General features: G+C 60.8%; 28 protein-coding genes. 8 read left to right on the top strand and 20 right to left on the bottom strand.

Annotated elements, in window-relative coordinates; genetic code table 11:
* Nucleotides 1–31: 31 nt before the first annotated feature.
* From V6N02_RS04385 to V6N02_RS04365, 5 genes are all read right to left on the bottom strand, one after another.
* Nucleotides 32–1,591 carry a type IV secretory system conjugative DNA transfer family protein gene (locus tag V6N02_RS04385; RefSeq protein ID WP_371224276.1) on the bottom strand — a complete coding sequence of 520 codons (1,560 nt, stop codon included), beginning with the start codon at nt 1,589–1,591 and terminating at the stop codon, nt 32–34.
* Complete coding sequence (locus V6N02_RS04380; protein WP_371224275.1) at nt 1,557–2,345, bottom strand: hypothetical protein; 789 nt, start codon at nt 2,343–2,345, stop codon at nt 1,557–1,559. The genes V6N02_RS04385 and V6N02_RS04380 overlap by 35 nt, the downstream gene beginning before the upstream one ends.
* A gap of 75 nt (nt 2,346–2,420) precedes the next feature.
* A complete protein-coding gene (locus V6N02_RS04375) occupies nt 2,421–2,771 on the bottom strand; it encodes a hypothetical protein (RefSeq protein WP_371224274.1) in 351 nt (116 codons plus the stop codon).
* A gap of 4 nt (nt 2,772–2,775) precedes the next feature.
* Entirely contained in the window at nt 2,776–3,054 is a 279-nt protein-coding gene (locus tag V6N02_RS04370; protein WP_371224273.1) for a plasmid mobilization protein, read from the bottom strand.
* Nucleotides 3,055–3,574: 520 nt separating this feature from the next.
* Nucleotides 3,575–4,075: a winged helix-turn-helix transcriptional regulator gene (locus tag V6N02_RS04365; RefSeq protein WP_371224272.1), complete on the bottom strand. Its 501-nt coding sequence runs from the start codon at nt 4,073–4,075 to the stop codon at nt 3,575–3,577.
* Between the two features lie 82 nt (nt 4,076–4,157).
* Here V6N02_RS04365 and V6N02_RS04360 point away from each other — a divergent pair, with 82 nt between their 5' ends.
* The 8 genes from V6N02_RS04360 (at nt 4,158) to V6N02_RS04325 (ending at nt 10,069) form a co-directional block, all read left to right on the top strand.
* The gene (locus V6N02_RS04360) at nt 4,158–4,961 is read left to right on the top strand and encodes an acyl-CoA thioesterase domain-containing protein (protein ID WP_371224271.1); all 804 of its coding nucleotides are present in this window, start codon (nt 4,158–4,160) and stop codon (nt 4,959–4,961) included.
* Nucleotides 4,962–5,026: 65 nt separating this feature from the next.
* Nucleotides 5,027–5,584, top strand: a complete 558-nt coding sequence (locus tag V6N02_RS04355) for a tautomerase family protein (protein WP_371224270.1) — start codon at nt 5,027–5,029, stop codon at nt 5,582–5,584.
* 58 nt (nt 5,585–5,642) lie between these two features.
* A complete protein-coding gene (locus V6N02_RS04350) occupies nt 5,643–6,200 on the top strand; it encodes a tautomerase family protein (RefSeq protein WP_371224269.1) in 558 nt (185 codons plus the stop codon).
* Nucleotides 6,201–6,209: 9 nt separating this feature from the next.
* A complete protein-coding gene (locus V6N02_RS04345; RefSeq protein WP_371224268.1) occupies nt 6,210–6,998 on the top strand; it encodes an enoyl-CoA hydratase/isomerase family protein in 789 nt (262 codons plus the stop codon).
* Nucleotides 6,998–7,780, top strand: coding sequence for an SDR family oxidoreductase (locus V6N02_RS04340; protein WP_371224267.1), 783 nt, complete (start codon nt 6,998–7,000; stop codon nt 7,778–7,780). The genes V6N02_RS04345 and V6N02_RS04340 overlap by 1 nt, the downstream gene beginning before the upstream one ends.
* A 22-nt stretch (nt 7,781–7,802) precedes the next feature.
* The gene (locus tag V6N02_RS04335) at nt 7,803–8,393 is read left to right on the top strand and encodes a 2-hydroxychromene-2-carboxylate isomerase (RefSeq protein WP_371224266.1); all 591 of its coding nucleotides are present in this window, start codon (nt 7,803–7,805) and stop codon (nt 8,391–8,393) included.
* Nucleotides 8,390–9,106 carry an SDR family NAD(P)-dependent oxidoreductase gene (locus tag V6N02_RS04330; protein WP_371224265.1) on the top strand — a complete coding sequence of 239 codons (717 nt, stop codon included), beginning with the start codon at nt 8,390–8,392 and terminating at the stop codon, nt 9,104–9,106. The genes V6N02_RS04335 and V6N02_RS04330 overlap by 4 nt, the downstream gene beginning before the upstream one ends.
* Before the next feature lie 36 nt (nt 9,107–9,142).
* Nucleotides 9,143–10,069 carry a LysR family transcriptional regulator gene (locus V6N02_RS04325; RefSeq protein WP_371224264.1) on the top strand — a complete coding sequence of 309 codons (927 nt, stop codon included), beginning with the start codon at nt 9,143–9,145 and terminating at the stop codon, nt 10,067–10,069.
* Here V6N02_RS04325 and V6N02_RS04320 read toward each other — a convergent pair.
* From V6N02_RS04320 to V6N02_RS04250, 15 genes are all read right to left on the bottom strand, one after another.
* Nucleotides 10,023–10,268, bottom strand: a complete 246-nt coding sequence (locus V6N02_RS04320) for a DUF2274 domain-containing protein (RefSeq protein ID WP_371224263.1) — start codon at nt 10,266–10,268, stop codon at nt 10,023–10,025. The genes V6N02_RS04325 and V6N02_RS04320 overlap by 47 nt on opposite strands.
* A complete protein-coding gene (locus V6N02_RS04315; RefSeq protein ID WP_371224262.1) occupies nt 10,265–11,488 on the bottom strand; it encodes a TraB/TrbI/VirB10 family type IV secretion system protein in 1,224 nt (407 codons plus the stop codon). Before V6N02_RS04315 ends, V6N02_RS04320 begins: the two co-directional genes overlap by 4 nt.
* Before the next feature lie 3 nt (nt 11,489–11,491).
* Nucleotides 11,492–12,550, bottom strand: coding sequence for a P-type conjugative transfer protein TrbG (gene trbG / locus V6N02_RS04310; RefSeq protein WP_371224261.1), 1,059 nt, complete (start codon nt 12,548–12,550; stop codon nt 11,492–11,494).
* Nucleotides 12,547–13,236 (bottom strand): conjugal transfer protein TrbF, encoded by a 690-nt coding sequence (trbF, locus tag V6N02_RS04305; protein ID WP_371224567.1) that lies wholly within the window; start codon nt 13,234–13,236, stop codon nt 12,547–12,549. The genes trbG and trbF overlap by 4 nt, the downstream gene beginning before the upstream one ends.
* Nucleotides 13,230–14,519: a P-type conjugative transfer protein TrbL gene (trbL, locus tag V6N02_RS04300; RefSeq protein WP_371224260.1), complete on the bottom strand. Its 1,290-nt coding sequence runs from the start codon at nt 14,517–14,519 to the stop codon at nt 13,230–13,232. The genes trbF and trbL overlap by 7 nt, the downstream gene beginning before the upstream one ends.
* A gap of 3 nt (nt 14,520–14,522) precedes the next feature.
* A complete protein-coding gene (gene trbK-alt / locus V6N02_RS04295) occupies nt 14,523–14,801 on the bottom strand; it encodes a putative entry exclusion protein TrbK-alt (RefSeq protein ID WP_371224259.1) in 279 nt (92 codons plus the stop codon).
* Nucleotides 14,802–14,807: 6 nt separating this feature from the next.
* On the bottom strand, nt 14,808–15,587 hold the full coding sequence (trbJ, locus tag V6N02_RS04290; protein ID WP_371224258.1) for a P-type conjugative transfer protein TrbJ: 780 nt from the start codon (nt 15,585–15,587) through the stop codon (nt 14,808–14,810).
* On the bottom strand, nt 15,565–18,063 hold the full coding sequence (gene trbE, locus V6N02_RS04285) for a conjugal transfer protein TrbE (RefSeq protein ID WP_371224257.1): 2,499 nt from the start codon (nt 18,061–18,063) through the stop codon (nt 15,565–15,567). Before trbE ends, trbJ begins: the two co-directional genes overlap by 23 nt.
* A 4-nt stretch (nt 18,064–18,067) precedes the next feature.
* Entirely contained in the window at nt 18,068–18,337 is a 270-nt protein-coding gene (locus V6N02_RS04280) for a VirB3 family type IV secretion system protein (RefSeq protein WP_371224256.1), read from the bottom strand.
* Nucleotides 18,334–18,669, bottom strand: coding sequence for a TrbC/VirB2 family type IV secretion system protein (locus V6N02_RS04275; RefSeq protein ID WP_371224255.1), 336 nt, complete (start codon nt 18,667–18,669; stop codon nt 18,334–18,336). Before V6N02_RS04275 ends, V6N02_RS04280 begins: the two co-directional genes overlap by 4 nt.
* Nucleotides 18,666–19,601 (bottom strand): P-type conjugative transfer ATPase TrbB, encoded by a 936-nt coding sequence (gene trbB, locus V6N02_RS04270; protein ID WP_478013481.1) that lies wholly within the window; start codon nt 19,599–19,601, stop codon nt 18,666–18,668. The genes V6N02_RS04275 and trbB overlap by 4 nt, the downstream gene beginning before the upstream one ends.
* A gap of 183 nt (nt 19,602–19,784) precedes the next feature.
* Nucleotides 19,785–20,207, bottom strand: a complete 423-nt coding sequence (locus tag V6N02_RS04265; protein WP_371224253.1) for a ribbon-helix-helix domain-containing protein — start codon at nt 20,205–20,207, stop codon at nt 19,785–19,787.
* Nucleotides 20,208–20,216: 9 nt separating this feature from the next.
* Nucleotides 20,217–22,211, bottom strand: a complete 1,995-nt coding sequence (locus V6N02_RS04260; protein ID WP_371224252.1) for a conjugal transfer protein TraG — start codon at nt 22,209–22,211, stop codon at nt 20,217–20,219.
* Nucleotides 22,212–22,224: 13 nt separating this feature from the next.
* Nucleotides 22,225–23,979: a relaxase/mobilization nuclease domain-containing protein gene (locus V6N02_RS04255; protein WP_371224250.1), complete on the bottom strand. Its 1,755-nt coding sequence runs from the start codon at nt 23,977–23,979 to the stop codon at nt 22,225–22,227.
* A gap of 247 nt (nt 23,980–24,226) precedes the next feature.
* Nucleotides 24,227–24,976, bottom strand: a complete 750-nt coding sequence (locus V6N02_RS04250) for a lytic transglycosylase domain-containing protein (RefSeq protein ID WP_371224249.1) — start codon at nt 24,974–24,976, stop codon at nt 24,227–24,229.
* Nucleotides 24,977–24,978 lie beyond the last annotated feature (2 nt).

Genomic DNA, 24,978 nt, shown 5'->3' with positions numbered 1-24,978 from the left:
TACGGTCCAGCACCCTAAAAGCCGACGTGGCTCAATTCTCAACGGCAGAGCTACCGTGCAATTCCCGAACATCTCCAATTTGTGATTGCCAAGGGCTTACCTGATAAAACGGCAGCGTATTACAAACGATGAGCTGCGGTAGCCCAGCAACTTTGATGATCTGTTTTCCGTTGCCGATGGCGCGAATATCCTCGGCCTGTAAAACAGGCCTGCGGCTCTCACCTCGATTGGTGCCCGCGCTCTCAATTGCGCCACCTCCGACATTCTGACCACGTGTGACAAGAGTTCGGTTGCCAGACCATCGTTCGACATCACGCATGAGCGCGGGGTCTTCGATACCTGTCATTGTGAAAATGGCAGCTTGGTCTTCAAATTCCTTGACTGCATCGCGCGACCAGCGGCCTTCCATTGAGTAGCGCCCTTGGCTGAAGAACCAGAGCTGGATGCCTTTGCCGCGATAAAGGCGCAGCGCTTTCATAATCGCAGGCGCTGGTGGCAGCTGCGGAAACTCATCAAGCAGGAAGCATGTGCGAAGTGGGCCACGCTCACGGGCTATCGCTTCGACCGCATAGTTCACGATGAGGCTGATCCACGGCGCTATGACACCGAGCTTCTCGCTTGGTGCCATCAGGTAGACGGTGGTCGGCTCATGCTTGAGCCGTGCGAAGTCAAAGTCATGCGCAGCAGTGGTATGGTCGAGCGTTTTACCGATCTCGAAAGCCGATAAGGCCTCAATTGCATCAGCCTTGTAAGCCTCAAACTGCTTAGGTGCATCGGCATCGGTCGCACCCAAAGCCGACGCACGGCGTGCAATGCCCTCAATGCCGCAACTGACCATGAGCTGGAAGTCGCGGGAAAAATCATCGTCTGAGGCGTTCACAAACCGCCACAGATTACCCAAGGTGCAATTCTGCGGCTCCATATAGGCCAGATATTCCATCCGCATTGCGAGCAAGCGGATTGCCCCTTTGCGCACCCAACCATTTTCGCCATCGCGCGGATTTGGCGGGAGCAGGATTTGCGCAATCTCTTCGGCCTGTGTGTCGATCTCGCCGCCGTCTGAGACAATATCGACGAGCACATGCAGCGGATTGATACGGGTGTTTTCTAAGCCCAGCAGGCCAAACGGATTGAGCGTGACACATTTCTGGCCCAGCGTTTCCGCCCGATGCTCAATTGACGCATAACAGTTTTCGCCATCCTTCACGTCAACGACGATCAGGCTACGATCCCGCACATGGGCGAGATTAGGAAGGATCAGATCGCGCCCTTTGCCGCTACCCGTCCGGGCATAGGTTAAGAGCTGCCCGTCGCCTGCAAAGAACAACATCTTGCCTTCATGCGCTCCGAGAAACAGACCGTTTGCATTGAGCAGATCTGCATTCTCGATTTCGGCCGTATCAGCCAGATGACCATCGCCTAGCTGACCAGACGGCCCCATGATGCTCATGTAGTAATTTTGCCACTCAGCGCGCTCTCGCGCTTCCCTCTCGCGTTGCGCGCGGTTAAGTGCCTGGGCTGTCTGAAACAGCCGAGGCAACAAAACTCCGAACGATTCAAGACGCATCGGAATCATTTTCTGCGTTTGCATCGCGGCTAATTGAGGGCGGATCAGGAAAAGTGATCGGAGCGATGTTCTCAAACGCACTCTGCACTTCGGTCGGTGGAGCAAGATCAATGTCCCAGCCTTCGACATCGACCGTCACACCTTCGGTCACACTGCGATCAAGCTCGTTCTGTAGCTGGTTGCCGATGTTGTCAGCATAATCGATGGCCGATTGGCCAAGCTCTGGATCGGCAAGCCCTGCCAGCCGACCGAACAGGCGAGCAAAATTTACGACTGTCACATCCATACCCTGCTGCGAGCGGGCCACATCCATGCTTTGTTGGACATAGGCCTGTTGCAGCCGCGCCGTCGCATCGGCGAATATCTTGGTGCGGTCGTAAGTGGCTTGGTAATTTTGCAGCACGCTCTGTGCGACAACGCGGTATTGCTCTTGCTGTTGTTCGGCACTGACACGCACTTCGGCTGCCCAGTCCTCGAATTCGGCTTGGGTTTCGAGTTCATGCGCCCTGATTTCGGCAGCATAGCGACCGCTATAGGTGCCGGTGAAGGTCGAAGGGCGGTATTCGAGCGGCGCAAACATTTCCGCAGCGTAGAATATCGCGGCACAAATCAACGCGCCTCCTACCATACTGACGCCAGCAGAAATGAACGGACGCTTCGGCGGTGCAACAATCTGAAAAGGTAGTGGCTGTGCCGATGGATGGGGTGTTGAGGCAACGCCGCCGCTTTGACGCGGGGCGCTGCCTTCATAATTGACCGAGAATTGTTCTTTACTCATGGCTTCTGTTTCCTTCCGTTTCGTTCAGGAAACAGAAGCCAGATCAGCCGGACGAGCGTGGGAGAAAGAAGTCGCTTATGCGGCCTCATTCCCTCGCCGATGAAACGGACAATCGCCGCATCGCTCGAAATAGGCCCATGCCCAATGACCGCATTGCGGATCGTTGAGACAAACCTGCTCAGAAAAGCTCTCAGCAATTTCAGGATGCGCCACCCAGAAAGCGAGTGAGAGCAAGATGAGGCGCTGCGCAAGCCGCGCCTGCGGTGCCTGCCTTGGTGGGGACTCCGCAAAGGCCACCAAGTAGGACAACCAGCGAAAGGTGCCGTCATCGTTGAAGGCATCGTCGATTGCCGTGTCGCTGATCTCGAATGGCGGGCCATTCTTTCGGACAAAGCTAACCCGTTCGCTGAAAAGCTGGTCAGCCATCCAGTCAGGCACTTTCAGGCGTGACGGGCAGCGTTCCCAGATTAGCCTGCTTGGCAATCTGATTCATATTATTGGCGAGGCGAGACTGGCCAAGTTTGCCGAGGACGCGCAGCAGCGCATCGCGGTCTATCTGGCTCACTCGCTTTCGGCGGGGTGGATTGTCGAGCAGCCGTTCGCGGATATAGGCACCAAGCGGCATGCCTTCGGCCTGTTCTTCAAGCCTTGCCCGTTCCTCAAACGAGAGGCGGAGCGAGAAGGGAGGGTCGTAAGGCTTTTTCGCCATAGCGACCGCCCCCTCACGCCTTCAGCCGCCTCCGAGCAGTCACAGAAGCGCGACGGCGCGGAGATCGGCCATCCTTGCTTGTCTTGGGCTTCTGGAAATTATCCTGACCGAGCGAAGTGTGCTGGAGCTGCTTGTTCCAGTCCTGCATTACCTCTAAAAGGTTTGCGGCTGCACCTTCAGGGTGCGCCATTTCTCTCAATAATTCAATGTCTTAAAAATTGGCACTTCGGAGTGTTGTTGCTTACGTGGTGCTTACGCGGCGACTTTGCGCAAGCAAACAGGTGGCCTAAGCGTGCCAAGGCGGTATCGCCAACTAAGTCGGTCGGTTGTGCCGGAAGTTCGAATCTCACGTACCCCACCGCCTAAGAAGCAGCCTGCTGGTCATCGATTTAGCGCGCTTGGACGCTCGGCACTCGCTGACGATCTGGCTGCCACTCAGCGAGGAGCGGTAGGCCTGCGATCCACTAGAAAAAGGGGCGTACCAAATGCGCGAGGGCTCTCCCCAACATCGACACTTTGTTCAAGCCGAGGGACGCGATTTGAACGCCTCAAAAAGCGCATGGGTCGTTTCGTCGGCGCCGCCGCCGGGTGCGAATGATATGTCTCGCGGTTGAAGGAACGCGCCGCTGCGAGCCTGAACGCCAATAGGTTGGATCGGTGCGTTCTGCTCCTTGTCCAGAATGCTCACTGGCTCATTTCCTGCGCCAAAAATCCATCTGTCTCCCCACTGTACAAGAGCGACAACTACCGGAAAGAGGTCACGTCCGCGCTGAGTAAGTTTGTAATTGTACCGCTCAACGTCAGGCTTGGTCTGAACCTTTCTCAGGATGTCTTCATCAACGAGTGTTTGGAGCCGGGACGACAGCACAGTTTTGGCAAGTCCCAACCGTTCCTGGAACTCTGAGAACGACTGGATGCCGTAAAATGCGTCTCGAATGATCAACAGCGTCCACTTATCGCCGATGACATCGACGGTTCGGGCAAGCGAGCAATTAAAGTGTTCGAGAGACGTGCGAGTCATTTGACTCAACTCCTTGAGATGGTATTCTTAAAATACCTTATGCCCTAAGCTGGCCCGCCTTTCAAGGTCAGAAAGAAAACTCATGTCCGAAACCCAAGACGTTCACGCCGTTCAGCGCGGCCTCCAAAGTCACATCGGTGATACAGAGATAAGGACTCTCTGGGAAATCGGGCCCTATGCTCGCGGACCTTTCGGGACGATGTTTGGTGGCCTAATAGCAGGGATTATGTCGGACAGTCTCGACCAGGCCACCAAAGCGCGACATCCGAACCCTGCCTCAATCCATGTTGACCTCATACGTCCGGTTCGCGTGGGCCTTGTGGAAGTATCGGCGGTCCGGACGAGGCGGGCACGCACGATGTCTTGGTTTTCCCTCACACTTTGGCAAGGCAATAAGGAGTGCGCTTCTGCACGCATTATCCAGACTGCTCCCACCCAACTGGATCGACTGCCAAAAAGTGCTTGGGCGAAAGGGAGCTTTGAACCAGAATCACTGCGCCAAGCAGATCGCTCAACACCGCTCGATGGGCCCTGGTTCGGCGATCTTCTCGATTACAACATCGACGATCAACTGAACCAAAGATGGTTTTCCCTATCAGACACTCAGCGCCTCGATCTCTCACAGCCCGCTTTTGCGGCCACGATCGCTGACTATGCCGCGGGTGTATCCAGGCCGGACAGTTGGGAAGCACCCGCGATAAAAGCGTTTCCTAATCCGATGATGTCGGTTGTCCTCAACCGAATGCCCGAGCCCGGATGGGTTGGGCTGAAGGCAAGAAGCACCTGGGATGAGGCCGGGTTGGGCATTGCGGTGACCGACCTTCTCGATGTGCGCGGTGTGTTCGGCGCCTCACACCAAATCAACGTCCTCATCCCACGTGGCTAAAATAGTATCTTTACAATACTAAATTAGAGAGTATGTTAAAGCTACCGAGTTCAAGGAGCTTTGCCATGCCAGTCATCACTGTCGATTATCCGAAAGGAAAATTCTCACCTACGCAGCGCGACGATCTCGCCGAGGCGATGACGCAGGTCATACTCCAGATCGAAGGCGGCGCAGACACGCCTGAAGGCCGCTCGATTGCATGGGTGAAGTTCAACGAAATCGATGGCGACGACTGGTATATTGGCGGGGACAACGGAACAGCGTTCGAAGGGGCTGCTGGCAAGTTCTTTGTCGAGCTGAATGTTCCTGAAGGCTCGATGGATCAAGAGCGCAAATCGCAGTGCCATCAAGCCATCTTCAAGGCGCTTCTCGACGCCACGGGCACATTGGATGTTGAGGGCGCCGCCCAAGCTATCTTTATACAGATCGTAGAATGGCCAGAAGGCCATCTTGCGGCGAACGGCCGAACCTCGAGCCTTCTCGGCATTGCAAGAACGGCCGGCATTCCAGCTGACCATCCGCTGCTGAGGTTTCCGCGGGCCTATTTCGACGCGAAAGATCGACTCTACGATCTAGCGGAGTTCCCAGAAAAGACGGCCGGACGAGCGCTCGTTCGTTACTAGCTGCGAACCTCCTACCATATCGGCCGCTTGAAAAACTATCAAACAAGGATCCTTCACCATGCCCATGTGCACTGTTCACTACACTAAAGGCTCTATTTCCCCCGAGCAAAAGAAAGCACTCGGTGAAGAGATGACTAACGTTCTTCTCATGATCGAGGGTGGGCAAGACACCCCTGGCGGCCGGTCAATCGCTTGGGTCATGTTTAATGAACTTGGGGAAGATGATTTCTTCGTCGGTGGAACGACCGACGGAACTTATGTTTCCGAAGCGGGAAAATTCCTCGTCGTCGTGACCGTGCCTGAGGGTTCGATGAACAAGGAGCGCAAATCGATGGTGCACAAGGCCGTCAATGAGAGCTTCCTTAAAATGACTGGCACTGAGGGTGTGGCCGGCGCTGGCCGGTCTGTCTGGGTTCAGGTCAATGAAATTCCTGAAGGGCATTGGGGCACCAGCGGAAAAACCGCAGGCGTGATGGGTATCGCCATGATTGCAGGCCTCACGCCAAAATCTCCGATCCTGGATTACACACGGGCGTATCTCGACGCCAAAGAGCGGTGGATGGAAGAAGCAGCTTATCCCAAAGATGCCGCCGGGCGCGCAGTGGTCCGGTATTAGGCGCGATCCATGTCTAGGGTTCTTTACGAGCGCGTTGGCGATGTCGGCATAATCACATTCGATCATCCGCCGATAAACGCCTTCTCAGCGGATTTTGAGGAAGGTTTCCTCGCCGCCATTCGTTCGGCAATGCGTGGTGATGTCCGCGCCTTGTTGACCAAGGCAAGTGGCCCAAATTTTTGTGCCGGGGCTGACGTAAATATGTTTGTTGGTCTCGACAGGCGCACGGGCTCCGGACTGGTTTCCGGCGCGATCAACATGGTGAACTTGGTCGAGAGCCTTCCGATACCTACGGTTTGCGCAGTCAACGGGATGGCGATCGCGGCGGGCATGGAAATCATGCTGGCGCACGACATAGCAATTGTTGGTCAATCCGCTCAGATTGGACAAACCGAAGCCATGATTGGAACGGCGACACTCGCTGGCGGCGCGCAACGCATCGCAGCAAGAGCTGGAGTCGCACGCGCCAAAGAAATGGTATTTGAAGCAAAGGTGTATAGCGCCGAGACCCTTGAGCGATGGAACATCGTCAACAAGGTGGTCGCAGACGACAAATTGCATGAGCATGCCCTTGCTTATGCCAGGCGCTTAGCGGCTGGCCCTACGGCTGCCTATGCCATCGGCAAAGCAGCGATAAACGCCTTTGCAGCGCCGGGCCTTTCATCTGCCGACGGATCACTCATTGGTTCGGCCGGACAGGTCTTTGAAACGTCGGACAAGCAGCGCGGCGTTAAAGCTTTTTTGAAAGATGGCGCGAAAGCATTCTCTTCCGGTGACTTCAAATATGAGGGCAAGTGATGTCCGACGCCCTTTTTGATTTATCGGGTAGAACGGCGCTTGTCACAGGTGGCACAAGAGGCATCGGCGAGATGATCGCTAAGGGCTTTCTTGAACGTGGTGCGCGGGTCTACATCACATCCCGTAAGGCCGATGCTTGCGCCGCAATGCAAGCGAAACTGAGCCAGTACGGGGACTGCATCGCTCAGCCATCGGACTTGTCTTCGATAGAAGGCGTCAGCGCTCTTGCCGATTGGCTGTCGTCTGAAATCAAGTCGCTCGATATTCTGGTCAATAATGCCGGTGCCGCCTGGGGCGAACCATTGGAGACGTTTTCCGAGCCCGGTTGGGATCGGGTCATGGATCTCAATGTCAAAGGCGTTTTCTTCCTGACACAGAAAATGTTGCCGCTTTTGCGAGAGGCAGCTGAACAAAACAGACCCGCCAAGATTATCAATGTGGGTTCGATTGAAGGCTTCGTGCGGCCTTTTGAAATCGATAGTTACGCGTATCCCGCCTCAAAAGCGGCGGTCCACCATCTGACGCGTATTCTTGCTGGGCGCCTCGCCATCGACAACATAACCGTCAATGCGATCGCGCCTGGTCCATTCGAAAGCAAGATGACGGCTTATGCGCTCGCTACGGATCACGGGCGCGCCTCCGTTGCGCAGCGCATTCCATTACAGCGGATCGGTCATGACACCGACATGGCAGGGCTCACCGTCTTTCTCGCATCGCGGGCTTCGGATTTTGTCACCGGCGTCACAATTCCCCTCGACGGCGGTTACGTGAATCTTCGCTAGACAAACACAAAGAGGAAAAGCCATGCCCCAAGACGTCACCTTCTATTTTGATTTTGTAAGCCCCTACTCTTACCTGGCATTTACGCAGCTACCTGCGTTAGTGGAGCGCACAAACGCTGCCTTTACTTTCAAGCCCGTCCATATCCTTACAATCATGGACAAGGTCGGCAATGTCCCGACGACCGCCACCTGCAAGTCCAAAGGGCTGTATGCGCGCACTGATCTCGCCCGTTGGGCAATGCAGTACAAGACAATGATCAAACCGCATCCAAAGTTTGGAACATTCAGCACCGAACCCTTGTTGCTTGGCGCACTGGCGGCTGAAGGCCGTGGCCAGCTTGCTGCCTATACGAAGGCAGCATTCGAGGCGATCTGGCTGAATGAAGGTGATGTCGAAAGCGGCGATGCGATTGTGGCTTGGTTGACCACAGCGGGCGTTGTTGACGCTGAGGAGATTTGGAAAAACCGCGACGACTTCAAAGCGCAATTGGAAGAAAACCACCAGTCGGCCATATCTGACGGCGTATTCGGTGTCCCCAGCTTCAAGACGTCGACTGGTCTTTATTTTGGGAATGACCGATTGCACTTCCTTGAAGCAGAGCTCGTGGCATGAGCGGCGCGCAAGAGGAAGGAGACGTCTGTCTCATCACGGGTGTCGGACCTGGCACCGGTACGTCTTTGGTAAGACGCTTCACCGAAGCCGGTTATCGTGTCGCCATGTTGGCTCGCAGCAAAGACCGGCTAGCCGAACTCGCAGATACTGTTGATCGCGCCTATGCGTTTCCTTGTGACGTCGCCGACACGGCGTCCCTGATCAACGTGGTAGGAGACATTCGTCGCACGCTCGGCGCGCCGCGCATGGTTATTCATAACGCGGTCGGCGGCGCTTTTGGCAACTTCATGGAGATTGAGCCTGAGGTTCTCGAAAGGAACTTCCAGATCAATACGATGGCTTTGCTGCATCTTGCGCGACTGACCGTCCAGGACATGATTGATACTGGCGGCGGCGTCATTCTTGGAACCGGCAATACCTCGGCCTATCGCGGAAAATCCAATTTCGCAGGCTTTGCACCGAGCAAGGCAGCGCAGCGCATTTTATTGGAGAGTATCGCAAGGCAAGTCGGACCAATGGGCGTTCATGCTGCTTATGTTGCCATCGACGCAGTAATTGATGTGCCCTGGACGCGCAAAATGGCACCAGAGAAGCCGGACGACTTTTTCGCCAAACCTGATGAAATTGCAGAGGAGTGTTTTCGGATCGCTCACCAATCAAGGTCTACTTGGTCCTCTGACGTGATCATAAGACCGTTTGGTGAGGACTGGTGATTTTAGTGCACAGGTCAAATTCAAACTGTTTACAATATGACTGCTGCTGAGCCAGAAAGGAAAATATCGCTCTTTGATTTTGAGATCCTGATTAGCGTGGCGGAATCTGGGAGTTTTCACCAAGCGGCTAAAAGGCTTGGTATTGGCCAACCAGCGGTTTCTCGGAGGGTAGAAAAGCTCGAAGATGTATTGGGTGTTTCGCTTTTTGAGCGAGGGGCTGCTGGGGCGAAACTAACCCTTGCAGGATCTGAGTTCTTAACCTGCTCGAGTGCCGTGTATGAAAACCTCAAGGCCGCATTCCAACGTGCCCGATCTCATGCAGTTGCAAAATACGGTGAGCTACGAATTGGCAGCATGTCTTCGTTCTCGAATGGGCCGCAACGCACACTGATCAAAGCATTTATCGAAAGACACCCCAGGGTACGGCTCAACTTTCTTGAGTCAGAGCGTCGCCACATGATCACTATGCTTGCTCACCGAACGATCGACGTGGTCATCGCGGTTGGCGAAACACCCTATGAAAATTGCGATGGCTTACTCCTGACCCAAGAATCGGTTTTCGTTGCTGTCGATCGCGATAGTCACTTCGCGCATTCAGAACGCTTAACTTGGTCAGATATTGCGGACGAGCATTTTCTCGTTAGTTCGCGTGAGGCCGGGCCTGATATTCACGATTTCATCGTTCGTCACGCCACCGCCTTTGGCCGAGACGCTTCTATCGCAAGGCATCATCTTTGTCGCGACGGGGTAATCAATCTTGTTGGGCTTGGCTTGGGGGTCACTATCGTCGGTGGCCACTCGGCTGGAGCGCAATACCCTAACGTAGTCTTCGTCCCATTAGGCGGAGAGGATGAACGAGTACCGTTCTCACTGATCTGGCGTCCGGAAAACGACAATCCAGCCCTTCGACGGTTCATCAGTCTGGCGCGGATCGAGGCAAGGCAGAATGGCGCTCTTTCCTGAGCTTCGCGAACCCGCGATCGGTCTTCATGAACCGTTCGATCATCGGTGCGATCAGCTTTGCGGGTTCAAGGTTTTGCCTGCTTTCTGCTCCGAGGATGTCCGCATAGTCTGTCAGATCGCGATGCACCTGTGCCGGCAACTCGACTGTCAACTTGACCGGCTTGTCGTCGCGAATGTCGCCCAGCTTCAACTTGCTCATCGCATGTCTCCTTGAGGTTCGAGAATGAGATCCCGCGTGACCATCACCCGTACCGGGAATCCCGGTCGGATGGTCAGCGTCGGCGGTATCTGAAGCTGGCGCTGTACGATCGCTTCCCCGGCGCGTCCGATCGTGGCCTGTGTGCCATCTCGGATCGCTTCGGCGATCTCGTCGCCGCCATCCTCGCCGGTTTCGAGGCCGATATTGAGGATCGTGGCGAGTCCAGCGGCGCGAAACAGTTGGCCCCAGTGATTGTCGACACGGTCTTCTAGCCCCGCATATCCCGCCTGATCGGTTCCGGGCTGGCGTTCGAGGACGATGGAGCGACCGTCGGGCAAGATGAGCCGGGTCCACGCCAAGAGGACGCGACGCTGACCGGTTTCGACGCGGCTGTCATATTCACCGAGGAGCCGCGCACCCTGTGAGATCAACAGGAATTGCCCGGTCGGGCTGTCATAGACATTGGCGGTGACCTGCGCTGTGATCTGCCCGGGAAGATCGGAGCGCAGCCCGGTCAGCAGCGCCGCTTCGATGACCGATCCCGCTTGCAGGACATAGGGGCTCGGCGGGGATTGGAGCCGGTCCGCCGCGGTGGTCCTTCGGTCGACCTCGCGATCCAGGAAGGCTTCCTGTCGCTCCGTGGCGTCGGGTTGTTGTGCCTGCCCGGCCGATGCCGGGAACAGACCTTGTAGTCCAGGCGCCGGAGATGTTGTGGGATCTGCCTGTGCGCGCGAAGCACCCGCGCCGCTTGATCTCGCGTCGGCAAAGAGCGTCGCGAGCCGGGCGGCCTCGGCCTCCTGCAAGCGCAGTTGCTCTTCGGTATCAACGGCGGGACCGGTCGCGGGGACGACAGGGACGGGCTCGCCCCGACGCTGCGCAGACAGGACCGGGCGTCCCAGTTCTCCCGGAAGCGGTGGCCCGAGTTGTGGGATCGACGCGTAGTCGCGCGGCAGACCCAAAAGCCCCTCGGCCTCCTGGACTCGTTCCGTCGAGAAGAGCTCTGACGGCCCATCGCCTGGATCGGAACCTTGCAAGGCCACGATCAAGATCGCCCCGATGCCGAGCCCGCCCGCGACGGCAAGCACCGTGATGGCCTTGCGCGAGAGCCGCATGACCCGTGGCGGATCAGGCCGCAGGCGGAGTTCCTTGGCGATGTCCTGTTCGCCGCGCTGCGCGTCCTCGCGGGGGTCGTCCAGTTGCTGATCCTCTCTCCCGGTCATGGCTCACCGGTCCTCGGCCGGACGCCAAGCGGAACCGACGCGCTCTTCGCGCTCGGTGCTTCGCCGTATCCTATCCGTGCGTACGATCCGCACGACTCGCTGGCGATCTCCAAGACGCAACTCCGCAGCGGCGAAGAGCCGATCGACGATCATGTAGTTGCGCCGGACCCGGTAGTTGACGAGCTGCCCGTCTCCTTCCGGCCCGATCACGAAGAGCGGCGGCATCTCGCCCTGGCTAATGCCGCGCGGGAACTCGATGAACACCTGCCGACCGTCGTCGAAGACACGGCGTGGCCGCCACGGTGCGCGGTCGCCCGTGATACGGTAGCGGAACTTGAGATCGTCGAGATCGACATTGCGCCCGATCGGCAAGCTTGCCTCGGCCTGATCGTTCTGACGACGCAAAGCGATGAGTTCGTCTTCGGGATATTGCCAAGAGACAGAGGCCATGTAGGCCTGCGGCGTGGCGCGCAGTTCGAGATGATAGGTGCGCCGATCCGTGTTGATGACGAGATTGGTCACCAGGTCGGGCCGTGTCGGCTTCACCAGCACGTGGATGCGGCGGTTCTCGCCGGACCCGCTCTCGGTGTCGCCAATGATCCAGCGGGCCGTGTCCCCGGCGGCGATGGGACCGGACCCGACGAAGCTTTCTCCCGGTTGAAGCGCGATGTCCGTGACCTGGCCGGGCGAGGTGTAGACCTGATAGAGCGCGCCCGAACTGTAGGGATAGAGCTGGACGGCGTTGATGAAGCCGTCACGGACTGGTTCGATCCGGGCGGCGGCGTTGGCGTTGGTCACGCGCTCGGTCGGTTCCGCCGCTTCTGCCGGACGATCGTCGGCATCGACCCGCATGAGCTGGCCGGGCAGCGGTAGAGGCTCCGGTGTCTCCACGATCCGAACAGGCCGCGCCGGTTCCACGACAAGCGTTGCGGCAACCGGGTCGTCGTAGCTGATCTCGGGCGGTTTGAAAGTGGCGCACCCGGCTAGCATCGAGCCAGCGAGAAGTGTTGTAATGGACAGTCTGGCTGACATGCCGATTTGGCGTGTGATGCAATCACTCATTGGGCGTTCTCCCGTGACCAGTTGATGGCGTGGACGAAGACGCCGAGGGGGTTTTTGCGGAGGCGGTCGGCATCGCGGGGCGGTTGGACGACGACGCTGAGGATGCCGGTCCAGCGTTCGGTGACGACGAGCTGTCCGTTCACGTAGCGGCGCTCCGTCCACGCGACGCGGAAGCTGTTGTCGGAGGCGCGGATGACGCTGGAGATCTCGGCCGTTACCTGAACCTCGCCAACGCGGGCGAAGGGGTTGTTCTCTCGGGCGAAGTCGTTGAGCGCGACGGAGCCACGATCAGTGGTAAAGTCGTATGCGCGCAGCCAGTTCTGACGCAGGACGATGGGATCGGCGGGAACCTGGCGGACGTTCTCGATGAAGCGCGCGAGGTGGAAGGCGATCTGCGGATCGGTCGGGCGGTAATTGGCAGTCGCGGGAGCGACGGCCTGGGCGGCGCCAAGCCGGTCAACTTCGACCACGTAAGGGACGATGGTGCCTTGAGTGGACTGCCATACGAGTGCGAGACCGAAGGTCGCAGTCGTGGCGAGGCACCCGATGGCCATGAGGCGCCAGTTGCGGGCCTGGACGCGGGCGGAGCCCATGCGCTCGTCCCAGATCTGGGCGGCCTTCTGGTAGGGTGTTACAGGCTCGGGGGTCTTGGCGTATCGCACGCTGGGTCTCTTGAAGCTCATGATCTCTCCGAAAGGCTGATGGCCGCGCCCGCGCCGCCGCTATCGCCGGATCGGATGGCGTGGGCAGCGACAGCGGTGCCGTGTTGCAGGCTTTGCTGGCGCTTCATGCGGCGCGCCCAGGCGGGCGGTCCGTCATTGGCTGGTGTTGGCGTGGAAGACAGGGAATTGCTGAACTTGCCGCCCGTGGCTTCGAAGGCGGCGCGCGAGCCGGAGCGGTAGCTGTCGCCGACGGCGCGCTTGAGGGGGCTGACGGCGGTATTGACTCCGGCCTGACCGACCGCAACCATGCCGCTCGCGGCTTTCCCGGCGGTCGATGTGCCCGAGGCTGCGCCGATTTTGAAGGCGGTGGAAGCACCACCTGCGACAGCCGATCCACCGCGCAGGGCGGCTCCACCGGCGGCTCCGGCCATCTTCGCACCTGCGAGGCCTCCGGCGACCACGCCACCAGCTGCGAGGCCGGCTCCGACCGCCGCGCCCGCGCCCAGTTGCGGTCCGCCCGACACGATGCCATTCGCGATACCAGGGCCGAAGATGCCGAGCGCGAGCAGCGACAGAGCCGCAAGAACGATAGCCATTGCATCCTCTATGGTCGGCTCACCCGTGAAACCGGCGGTGAACTCGCCGAAGATCGTCGAGCCGATGCCGACTATCACGGCGAGCACGAGCACCTTGACGCCCGAAGAGATCACGAGCCCGAGCACGCGTTCGGCCATGAAGGCAGTTTTGTTGAAGAGGCCGAAGGGCACGAGGATGAAGCCCGCGAGCGTCGCCAGCTTGAACTCGATCAGGGTCACGAAGAGCTGGATCGCGAGGATGAAGAACGACAGCAGGACGACGATCCAGGCGAAGAGCAAGATCGAAATCTGTATGAAATTCTCGAAGAAGGAGACGAAACCCATCAGGTCGGCGATGGATTCCAGAATCGGCTGCCCGGCTTCGAGCCCGACAGCGGCGATGCGCCCGGGTTGCAAAAGTTCGCCCGCGCCGATCGCGCCGCCGGTGGCGACGAGGCCGAGCCCTGCGAAGCTTTCGAAGACGATCCGGGCGAGCGTGTTCCAGTTGCTGATGATATAGGCGAAGATGCCGACGAAGAGCGTCTTCTTCACGAGCCGTCCGATGATGTCGTCATCCGCGCCCCAGGCCCAGAAGAGCGCGGCGAGCGTGACGTCGATGACGATCAACGTGGTGGCGAGGAAGGCGACGTCACCTCCGAGCAGCCCGAACCCGCTGTCGATATAGGTCGTGAAGACCTCCAGGAACCGATCGATGACGCCGACATCGTCCATGCCCTACTCCGTCTCAGGATCGTTGGTGGAGGTGCCGAAGAACCGGCGGCGATTCTCTTCCCACGCGGCCTGACACTCGGTGTCGGCTTCGAGCGCTTCCGGTGTGAGCGAGCGGCAGCGCTGGAGGCTCTCGCGCAGCGGATCGTCCGAAACCACAGCCGCAGGCTCGGCCGCACGCTCTTCCTCAAAGGCGCGTTGAAGTTCCATCGCCACCATGAGCGCGGCGATCGCGCCCATGGCGATAGCGATGGCTTTCAGTGTGGTCTCGGCGCTCAGCTTCATCGCGGCCTACCAGAACATCCGGACAGTCGTCGGCTCGTAGCCGGAGCCGTAGTCGAGGAAGCGGTTGAGGTTCTCGCGCGCTTGCGCTTCTGCCGTCGCAACCCGCGCGGCTTCCAGTGATTGTGCGCGGTTCTGAGCGGCGATCGCGGCGGTCAGGTCGGAGATTTGCTGGCTTTGGAGGGCGAGAAGCTGATTCCCAGCTTGCGTGGCCTGCAAGGCGCCGGTGGCGGCCTGGCTCCGGCCGACGAGCGCCTGCATCTCGGTACGGGCGGTCTCGATGTTCCCGACAACACCGGCCTGGACCTTAAGCGCATCCTCGAACCCGGCAACCGAGGTCCGCCAGCGGTCCTGTGCGCCTGCGATCATCTGATCGAAATCGCCCCGCGCGGCGGCCGCACCGTAGTCCCGCGTGAAGGCTTCGTCGATCGTCGCCACATCGTGGGCGATCCGCTGCGCTTGGCCCAAGAGCTGCTGGGTCTGCTGGACCGAAGATTGCAGGCGCGACAGCGAGGAATATGGCAGGCTCGCAAGGTTGCGCGCCTGATTGACCAGCATCTGAGCTTCGTTCTGCAACTGGGCGATCTGGTTGTTGATCTGCTCCAGCGTCCGCGCGGCGGTCAGCAAGTTCTCGGCATGGTTGGTCGGGTCGTAGACGATCCCGCCAAACCCGCCGCCGAAGAACGCATGTGCGGGCGGTGCAGTCGCCGGGGTAAGCGCCATGGCGCTCGACAGCAGCAGAGCTGCGGCGGCACGGCCCGCGAGTTTACGTGTGTTGGTCTTGAACATCATTTGTCTCCTTGTCGTCGTTGGCTTCTGGGGTGATGGATGGGTTGGCCTCGACCACTTCGTTGGACGGACCGAGCAGTTCGGTGGCCCAGCCGAGATCGCGCCGGGCGAGCCAAGCGGCGGCGAAGCCGTTTCGGCCGTGCTCATCCAGGATCGCATCGATGGCGGCGTGATCGGATTTGGAAGACGCCGCGGTGAAGGCGAGTGCGACCTCGCCGAGACCAAGCGCGAAGAGCCGGTTGCCCCGACGCGACTGGCAGTAATAGTCGCGCTTCGGCGTTGCCCTTGCGATGATCTCGATCTGACGATCGTTGAGCCCGAAGCTGCGGTAGGTGGCGGCGATCTGCGGCTCGAATGCGCGCTCGTTTGGCAGAAAAATCCGGGTTGGGCAGCTCTCGACGATGGCGGGCGCGATGTCCGAGCCGTCGATATCGGCGAGCGATTGGGTGGCGAAGATCACACTGGCGTTCTTCTTGCGGAGCGTCTTCAGCCATTCGCGCAGTTGCGTGCCGAAGGTGGCATCGTCCAAAGCGAGCCAGCCCTCATCGACGATGATGAGGCTCGGCCGTCCGTCGAGCCGCGCTTCGATCCGGTGGAAGAGGTAAGCGAGGACGGCGGGCGCGGCGGCAGAGCCGATCAGCCCTTCTGTCTCGAAGGCCTGGAAGTCGGCCGTGCCAAGATGTTCGCTCTCCGCGTCGAGCAACCGTCCGAACGGCCCGCCCAGGCAGAATGGGGCGAGCGCGCGCTTGAGCTCGTTCGATTGCAGCAGGACCGAGAGGCCTGTCACCGTGCGCTCTCCGATGGGGGCGGAGGCAAGCGAGGTCAGCGCCGACCAAAGATGATCCCGCGCGACCGGGTCGATCGTCACCCCTTCGCGGGCCAGCAACCCCGCGAGCCAGCCCTGCGCCCAACTGCGTTCCGCTGCGTCGTCGATCCGCGCGAGCGGTTGCAGCTGGACCGCATCCTCTTCGTCGGACAGAGCGAGGCCGAGATCTTCCCAATCCCCGCCGCAGGCCAGCGTCGCGCAGCGGATCGAGCCGCCGAAATCGAACGCGAAGATCTGGGCGCCCGAATAGCGCCGGAATTGCAGCGCCATGAGCGCCAGTAGAACGGATTTGCCCGCACCGGTCGGGCCGACCATGAGTGTATGGCCGACATCGCCCACATGAGTCGAAAAGCGGAACGGCGTCGCCCCTTGCGTCTCGGCGTAGAAGAGCGGCGGGCCGCCGAGATGATCGTTCCGTTGTGGTCCGGCCCAGACCGCCGAGATCGGGATCATATGCGCGAGATTGAGCGTCGAAATCGGCGGTTGGCGGACATTGGCGTAGAGATGGCCGGGCAGCGAGCCGAGCCAAGCTTCTATGGCGTTCAGCGTCTCCGGAATGCAGGTGAAGTCGCGGCCCTGCACGACCTTCTCGGCGAGCTTGATCTTGGCGTCCGCCGCGCGCTCGTCCGCGTCCCAGATTGTGATCGTCGCGGTGACATAGGCGGCACCCACGATATCGCTTCCGAGTTCTTGCAGGGCCTCGTCCGCATCCAGCGCTTTGTTGTCGGCATCTGAATCCAGAAGCGTCGAGGCCTCGTTGGTCATCACCTCCTTGAAGATTGCGGCGACCGATTTGCGCTTGGCGAACCATTGGCGGCGAATGCGCGTGAAGAGCTTCGTGGCGTCGGTCTTGTCGAGGCAAATGGCGCGCGTTGCCCAACGATATTCGAAAGCCTGCGCATTGAGTTCGTCGAGAAGTCCCGGCCAGGTCGATGTCGGAAAGCCGATGATGGAGAGCGTGCGCAAATGCGCGTCGCCGAGCTTCGGGGCGAGCCCGGCGACCAGCGGCTCGTCCACGAGATAAGCATCGAGATGCATCGGCGTCTCGGGCACACGGACGGACTGTGCCCGCGTCGAGATGGTTGAATGCAGATAGGACAGCGTCTCCGCGTCATCGAGCCAGACCGCCTCGGGCATGAAGCCTTCGAAGAGATCAAGCAGCCGGTCCGAGCGCGAGCGGAAAGCCGCGAGGTGTTCTTGCGGGTTGGCGCCCTTGCTCGGCGCGTCCTCGAACAGCCAGCCACTCGTCCGGCTTGTATCGTCGGCGGGCGGCATCCAGGTCAGCGTCATGAAATAGTGGCTCTCGAAGTGTGCCGACGCTTCCTCGAAATGCGCCCGCCGCTCCGCGTCGACCAATGCGGATACTGGATCGGGAAATTCCGAGAGCGGATAATCCCGCGCGGGGATGCGTTGCGCTTCTACGAACACCGCCCATCCCGAGCCAAGGCGTCGGAGCGCGCTGTTGAGCCTTGCTGCGGTTGCGACCAGCTCGGACGGTGTCGCGGAGTCGAGATCTGGCCCCCGGAAGGCTGCCGTTCGCTGGAAACTCCCATCCTTGTTGAGGATCACGCCTTCGCCGATCAGCGCGGCCCAGGGCAGGAAATCGGCAAGCAGCGCGGCTTTGGAGCGGTATTCGGCGAGGCGCATCATTTCCTCACACCCCCATCCAGGTCGGATAACGGAGGTGGCGACGCGCGACGTCGGCGATTTGCGCGTCGCGCTTGGCGGCAAAGACCGCCAGCATGTGTCCAATGGCCCAGAGCGCGAGCCCGACCAGCCAGAGGCGGAGGCCCAGACCCACGGCGGCCGCTATAGTGCCGTTGGCAATCGCGATAGTTCGCGGTGCGCCGCCGAGCAGGATCGGCTCGGTGAGGGCGCGATGGACGGGCGCGGTGAAGCCGGGGATGTCGGTGGGATCGCTCATACGAGGACACCGCCGCCGAAGGAGAAGAAGGACAGAAAAAAGCTCGATGCGGCGAAGGCGATGGAAAGGCCGAAGACGATCTGCACGAGCCGGCGCGCGCCGCCCGATGTGTCGCCGAAGGCGAGCGTCAGGCCGGTGATGATGATGATCATGACGGCGACGATCTTGGCGACCGGCCCCTCGATCGACTCCAGGATCGCCTGGAGCGGCGCTTCCCAGGGCATGCCCGACCCCGCAGCCTGCGCCTGACCGGCGGCCAGCACGAAGCCGAAGGCGGCGGCGCCGAGATAGATGGGCCAGCGGGGGTAAAGGAGAGTGAGTCGGGTGGTCATGTGGCGGTTCCTTTCGGGTTGGTGAGAAGGGAATGGAGCGCATAGTCGCCATCGGCAGTCAGGCCGGTGACGCGCGCGAGGTCCGCGAGGCGGCGATCGCTGCCGCGCCCCTGCAGGACAGCGAGTACGTCGATGGTCTCCGCGATGAGCGCTCGCGGGACGGTGATGACGGCTTCCTGGATGAGCTGTTCGAGGCGGCGGAGCGCGCCGATGGCCGAACCCGCATGGATCGTGCCGATCCCACCCGGATGCCCCGTGCCCCAGGCTTTCAGCAGGTCTAGGGCTTCGGACCCGCGCACCTCGCCGATGGGAATGCGATCTGGGCGAAGGCGCAGGGAAGAACGGACGAGGTCCGAGAGTGTCGCGACCCCGTCCTTCGTGCGCAGCGCAACCAGATTGGACGTCGTGCATTGCAGTTCGCGGGTGTCTTCGATGAGCACCACCCGGTCGGAGGTCTTGGCGACCTCGGCCAGCAGCGCATTGGTCAGCGTGGTCTTACCCGTGGATGTACCACCGGCGACGAGGATGTTGGCGCGGGATGCCACCGCCTCGCGAAGTGCATCGGCGGCGGCCCCATCCATGATCCCGGCGCGGACGTAATCGTCGAGCGTGAAGACGGCGACGCCGGGCTTGCGGATGGCGAAAGTTGGCGCGGCGACGACCGGAGGGAGCAATCCCTCGAAGCGTTCGCCGGTTCCGGGTAGCTCGGCGGATACTCGCGGCGCATCCGCATGGACTTCGGCGCCGACATGATGGGCGACGAGGCGAACGATCCGCTCGCCATCGTCGGCGGTAAGCGTGGCACCCGTATCGCAGAGACCCTCGCCGAGCCGGTCGACCCAGAGGCGTCCGCATGGATTGAGCATCACTTCGACGACGGCGTCCTCGTCGAGCCAGGCCGCAATATCCGCACCAAGCGCCGTGCGGAGCATGCGGGAACCGCGCTCGATCGCTGCTGATTTGAGAGTGTGGACGGTCATAGGCGGCCCCGCAATTGAGTACGGGGTCGATCAAGAAGCCCGCTAAAGGATCATTCGCAACAGGTTTGACGGGGTAGTAGTGCGGTGGCGTAGAGAGGCAGGGACAAGCGCATTTCACATGAAGTCGCGATGGCGTCAGACGGTGGATGTTCGCTCGCGGATGTCCTCCGATACTTCCTTGGTGAGCGTTTTCCCCTTTGCGAGTCGCCGCCCGAGCGCTTCTACGAACCCGTCATAACGCTCCTTGCCCGAGGCCTGTGCGGCCTCGCGCATCTCATCCGGCGGCGGCGGCGTGGTGGTCAGCCAGAACTTCACGAACAGGGCCATCGCCTCATTGCCGATGGATAGATCGCGTTCCAACCGTTCCACAGCCCGGGTCAGCCGATCCAGACGTCGGACGATCGCCGCCTCGCGCTGATCCGCTCCGTCTGGCGACAGGAAAGTGGCGAGCGCCGCCTCCACGATCTGCGATTTCGAGACCTTCCGCCTCGCGGCCAACGCCTCCAACTCACCCGACAAAGCCGGATCGAAATACACGTTCAGCCGGTCTTTCTTCACGGCCACCTCCTAGAGCTCGATCCCGTCATCGGGATCAAGCGAGGCCTGCCGTGCGACCGTGCCGAACCGGTCACGCATGGCCTTGGCCCGCTGTGCATCATCCTCCGGTTCGTCATCGAGATCGGCGAACTCGCTGCGTGCCGGAGCCGGTTCTGGCGCGATGTCTTCATGTTCCGGCAAGTCAGGTTCGCGACGGACACCACTATCGGTGTCGTCGGTTGTTGACTTTCGCTTCTTCGGTGGCGGCGCAGCGATCGGTTCGCCGCCGCTCCAATCGTCTGCCGTGCTGCTAACTGAGTCATCGCTGGCAGTGCGATCCGGCGGCGGCGCAATGCGAGCCTTGAACTGGGGATCGGTATAGTAGCGCGCTTTCTCCGCGCGCACCGGCGGCGAACCTGAGACCAGCACGATCTCTTCGGTCGGCGGCAGTTGCATCATTTCGCCGGGGGTGAGCAGCGGCCGCGCCGTCTCTTGGCGCGAGACCATCAGATGCCCAAGCCAGGGGGACAGCCGATGTCCGGCATAGTTCTTCATCGCGCGCATCTCGGTCGCTGTCCCGAGCGCGTCTGATACGCGCTTGGCCGTGCGCTCGTCGTTTGTTGCGAAGGCGACGCGCACATGGCAATTGTCGAGGATGGCGTTGTTTTGCCCGTAGGCCTTCTCGATCTGATTGAGCGACTGGGCGATCAGGAACGCCTTGATGCCGTAGCCCGCCATGAAGGCGAGCTGGCTTTCGAAGAAGTCGAGGCGGCCGAGCGCCGGGAATTCGTCCAGCATCAGCAGCATGCGGTGACTGCGCTTGGCGTGCAGGTCTTCGGTGAGCCTTCTGCCGATCTGATTGAGCACGAGCCGGATGAGCGGCTTGGTGCGCGAGATGTCGGATGGCGGCACGACGAGATAGAGCGTCACCGGCCTGTCGCCGGTCACGAGATCGTCGATCCGCCAGTCGCAGCGGCGCGTGACTTTGGCCACGACCGGATCGCGATAGAGCCCGAGGAAACTCATCGCCGTCGAGAGGACGCCTGATCGTTCGTTCTCGGATTTGTTCAGGAGTTCGCGCGCGGCCTGCGCGACAACAGGATGCGGGTGATCTCCGAGATGCGGCGTCCGCATCATGGCGGCTAGGGTCGACTCGATCGGCCGCTTTGGATCGGACAGAAACGCCGCGACGCCCGCCAACGTTTTGTCTGCTTCGGCGTAGAGAACGTGCAGGATTGCGCCCACGAGCAACGAGTGGCTCGTCTTCTCCCAGTGGTTCCGTCGTTCGAGGAGGCCTTCGGGGTCGACCAGGATATCGGCGACGTTCTGGACGTCGCGCACTTCACTGTCGCCGCGCCGCACTTCGAGCAGCGGATTGTAGGCCGCCGAGGTCGGGTCGGTTGGATCGAAGAGCAGTTCCCGGCTGAAGCGGGAGCGGTAGTTCGCCGTGAGCTGCCAGTTCTCGCCCTTGATATCGTGGACGATGGCGGAGCCGGGCCAGGTCAGAAGCGAGGGCACCACCAGACCGACGCCCTTGCCGGATCGCGTAGGAGCGAAGCACAACACGTGCTCGGGGCCGTCATGCCGGAGGTAGCGGGACTGGTAGCGTCCGAGGACCACACCATCGTCGACGAACAATCCTGCTTCGCGCATATCCTTCTCGGTGCCCCAGCGGGCGGACCCGTAGGTGGTCACGTTGCTCGCTTCGCGGGCGCGCAACACGGAGAGAAAGATGGCCATGCCGACAGAAGCGATTCCGCCCGCGCCCGCGATGATGGCGCCTTCCATGAAGATGCGCGGCGCATAGGCGTCGTACCAGTACCACCAGACGAAGACGTTCCAGGGCGCGTAGATCGGCAGACCAAGGATCGTCGTCATCGGCTCGCCCAATTCGGACTGGAAGCCGAGCCGGAACGCGACCCATTGCGTCGCCGCCCAGACGAAGAGCAGCGCGACGGTCGAGACGATGAGGATCTGGCCCCACAGGATGGCGGTGGCGGGCGATGCATGTTTCTTCGAGGTCACAAGGTTCTCCGGGTCAGATCGAAAGGCCGCGTTTGCGGCCGAGCGACCAGTTGATGCCGCCGCCGGCTGTGGCGGTGCCCGAGACGGTCTGGCCGAGATACTTTTCGAGCTGGGGTTTCCAGGGCACGAGCTCGAAGCCCATGCCGTCATCGATCATGGCGAAGCGGCCCGAGGCGAGGTCAAGGCGTTGGCGATAGGTTCCGGCAACGGTCTCGCCGTCACCGGACTTTCGAAATGGCAGACCGGTCTCGTCTGTGGTCTTGCTCGCCGCTCTATCGAGATCGCGCTGGCGGAGTGTCTTCAAGAGATCGCGGTTGAAGGTGCCTCGGTGACCTTGCCGCGTCGCAAGACCCTGACCGACCAAATGCTCGGCGCGTTTTTCCAGAGCGTCGCGGACCTCGGCTCCGAACCCGCTCTGCGCCAACGGCGCGCGTGTCTTGGCGAGCGCCAACCGATCGACCCAGGTCGCGCCGTCGGCATCGACTTGTTTGCCGAGCGCGATGTCCGACCGCCCGACTAAGGCGAGGCGTCGCGCCCCAACATCCTTCCCGGCCCAGCTCCGCGTCTCGACGATCCCGCCGAGAGGCGTGTCGCCGGTGAGATCGAGATCGCGAAAGCGCAGATGATGGAGACGGCCATCGACCCCGTCGATGACCGCGTAAGCTTCGCCCGAGAGTTCGTTGTGCAGCCCGCGATCGACCAGCTTGCCGAGGATGGGAGTGTCCGGATGTCCTTCGATGGCGAAGTCGGTTTGTGCGCGAGCCTGACCACCCATCGAACGATGCATCGTCTTGATGATGTCGCCGCGCACGGCCATCTCGCGCAGCGTGTCTTCCATGCCGGGCTTGAGCTGCCAGACCGAGGGCGCGAGCTTTTCGGCGAGCCCGAACCGTTCCAACGTCTGCGCGCGCCCGATCATCCGGCGCTTGAGGTCTTTGTCGTCGAGATCGGGTGCGCCCGGCCGCATATCCGCAATGCCGAGTGTGTCGTCCGAGTAGGACCGCAGCACCCGGTCCAGTCCAGTCCAGCGCTCGGCCTTCACTTCGACATCGAGACCGGCGGCGATTTCCTTCTCGCTGCGTGGTCCGAGTTCGAGCTCGACGAGTTCCTCTGCGCGGCCCCGCAAACCGCGGCTGATGTAGTCGCGCGAGATCACGAGGTCTTTCCCGTCATCGGCCTTGCCGCGCACCATCACATGAATATGCGGATTGTCGGTGTTCCAATGATCGACCGCGACCCAACTGAGTTCGGTGCCGAGATCGCGCTCGGCTTGGGCCATAAGGTCGCGGGTGAAGGCGCGCAGATCCTGCATTTGCCCGGCGTCTTCCGGCGAGACGATGAAGCGAAAATGGTGCCGATCGTCCTCGGTGCTGGCGGCAAAAACGCGGTCGTCGGCCTGCTCATGTTCTTTGTCGAACATCACCGCATTTCGGCCATCCTTGGTGACGCCCTCGCGCTTCAGATAGTCGAGGTGCTTGGCAAGCGGCACCGAGCGAAACTTCTGGCCGCGATGTCTAACGATCCGCGCATTCACGACAACCCGGCGCTGGGCTCGCGCGAGGCCTCTTGAGACTCGCACGAAGCGTCCACGCCCGAACGTCGATCGACCAGAGCGAGCGCCGCTCGTCCTGAAATGATTGCCGGTATGCCCCGCTTTCTTCGCGGCACGCATGACCTGTCCGACGAAGCTCTTGGCGCGTTTGGCTGACGGGCCTTTGTCGCGGATGCGACCCGGCTTGATGCGGATGTCGTTATCGCGCTGGCTCATGCTCGTGCCTCCCCAAAAACAGGCGTGGCACGGTGAAAGGGACGGAGAATCAGTGAGATAACCCTGGGTGCAGCACTTTGACCAAGCGGGCAGCACGCAAAAACCCTAACAACAACAACGCCGTAGACGCTTTGCGCGTCCGGCCTTTTATCTTGCCCTCCCGTCGTTGAGTTGGTCTGCAATCCTCCGCCTGCCGCATTCCATACGAAGCAGCACGACGGAACGGGGCGCAGCCAGATCGCTACGATCATCGGTCTGACTCCTCGGTTCTGGAGACGAAAAGCGGGTTTGGTTGGCTGTTCTGAGAACCCGATTGGCGGGGTTTTTCGGCAGACCGAACATCAGCGGATGCTCGGTCTGGCTCTGCACTGCGTTGCGTTTCACGCGAAGCTGATACCGATGCAAAGATCGGTGCGGACTGCCACCGATCGGTAGAAACTGTGCGCACTGGCTGCAACGGCGCTGCATCCGAAAAGCCAAGCTCTTGCGAAAGCGCGGCAACGTAAAGACGGGTCTCACGCGGCAAGGTGCGCCCAGTTCGCAGGTGCTCGGCATACCGCCCGGGGCCAGCATTGTAGGCCGCGAGAAACCCCGGCGCGCCAAACTGGTCGTACATCTGACGCAGATAGGCCGCGCCCGCGAGGATGTTCTCGCGACGGTCGAACGGGTCCGATCCGAACCCATGGGCCGCGCGAAGCTCGGCCCAGGTGCCGGGCATGATCTGCATTAGACCCATCGCACCGGCGCTGCTGACGGCGCGGGGATTGCCCGCGCTCTCGGCCTGCATGACGGAGCGTATCCAGCGCTCGGGGATGCCGAAGCGCTGCGCCGCTTCTGCGATATACGCTTCGATGTCGGACGTCGGCCCGGAGGTCTCTGCGGAGCGCGAGACCGTATCCCGTGCGTCAGCGGCGGGCGGATTGGTGCAACCGGAAAGCACGAACAAGATCGCGGAAGCGGCAACGAAGCGACGGCCGGAAGGGCGAAGGAAGGCCATCG

It is taken from the genome of Roseovarius conchicola (assembly GCF_041403425.1).
GTDB classification, from domain to species: domain Bacteria; phylum Pseudomonadota; class Alphaproteobacteria; order Rhodobacterales; family Rhodobacteraceae; genus Roseovarius; species Roseovarius conchicola.
Note: the sequence above shows the minus strand (reverse complement) of the source record. Positions and strands in the feature narration are given on the sequence as shown.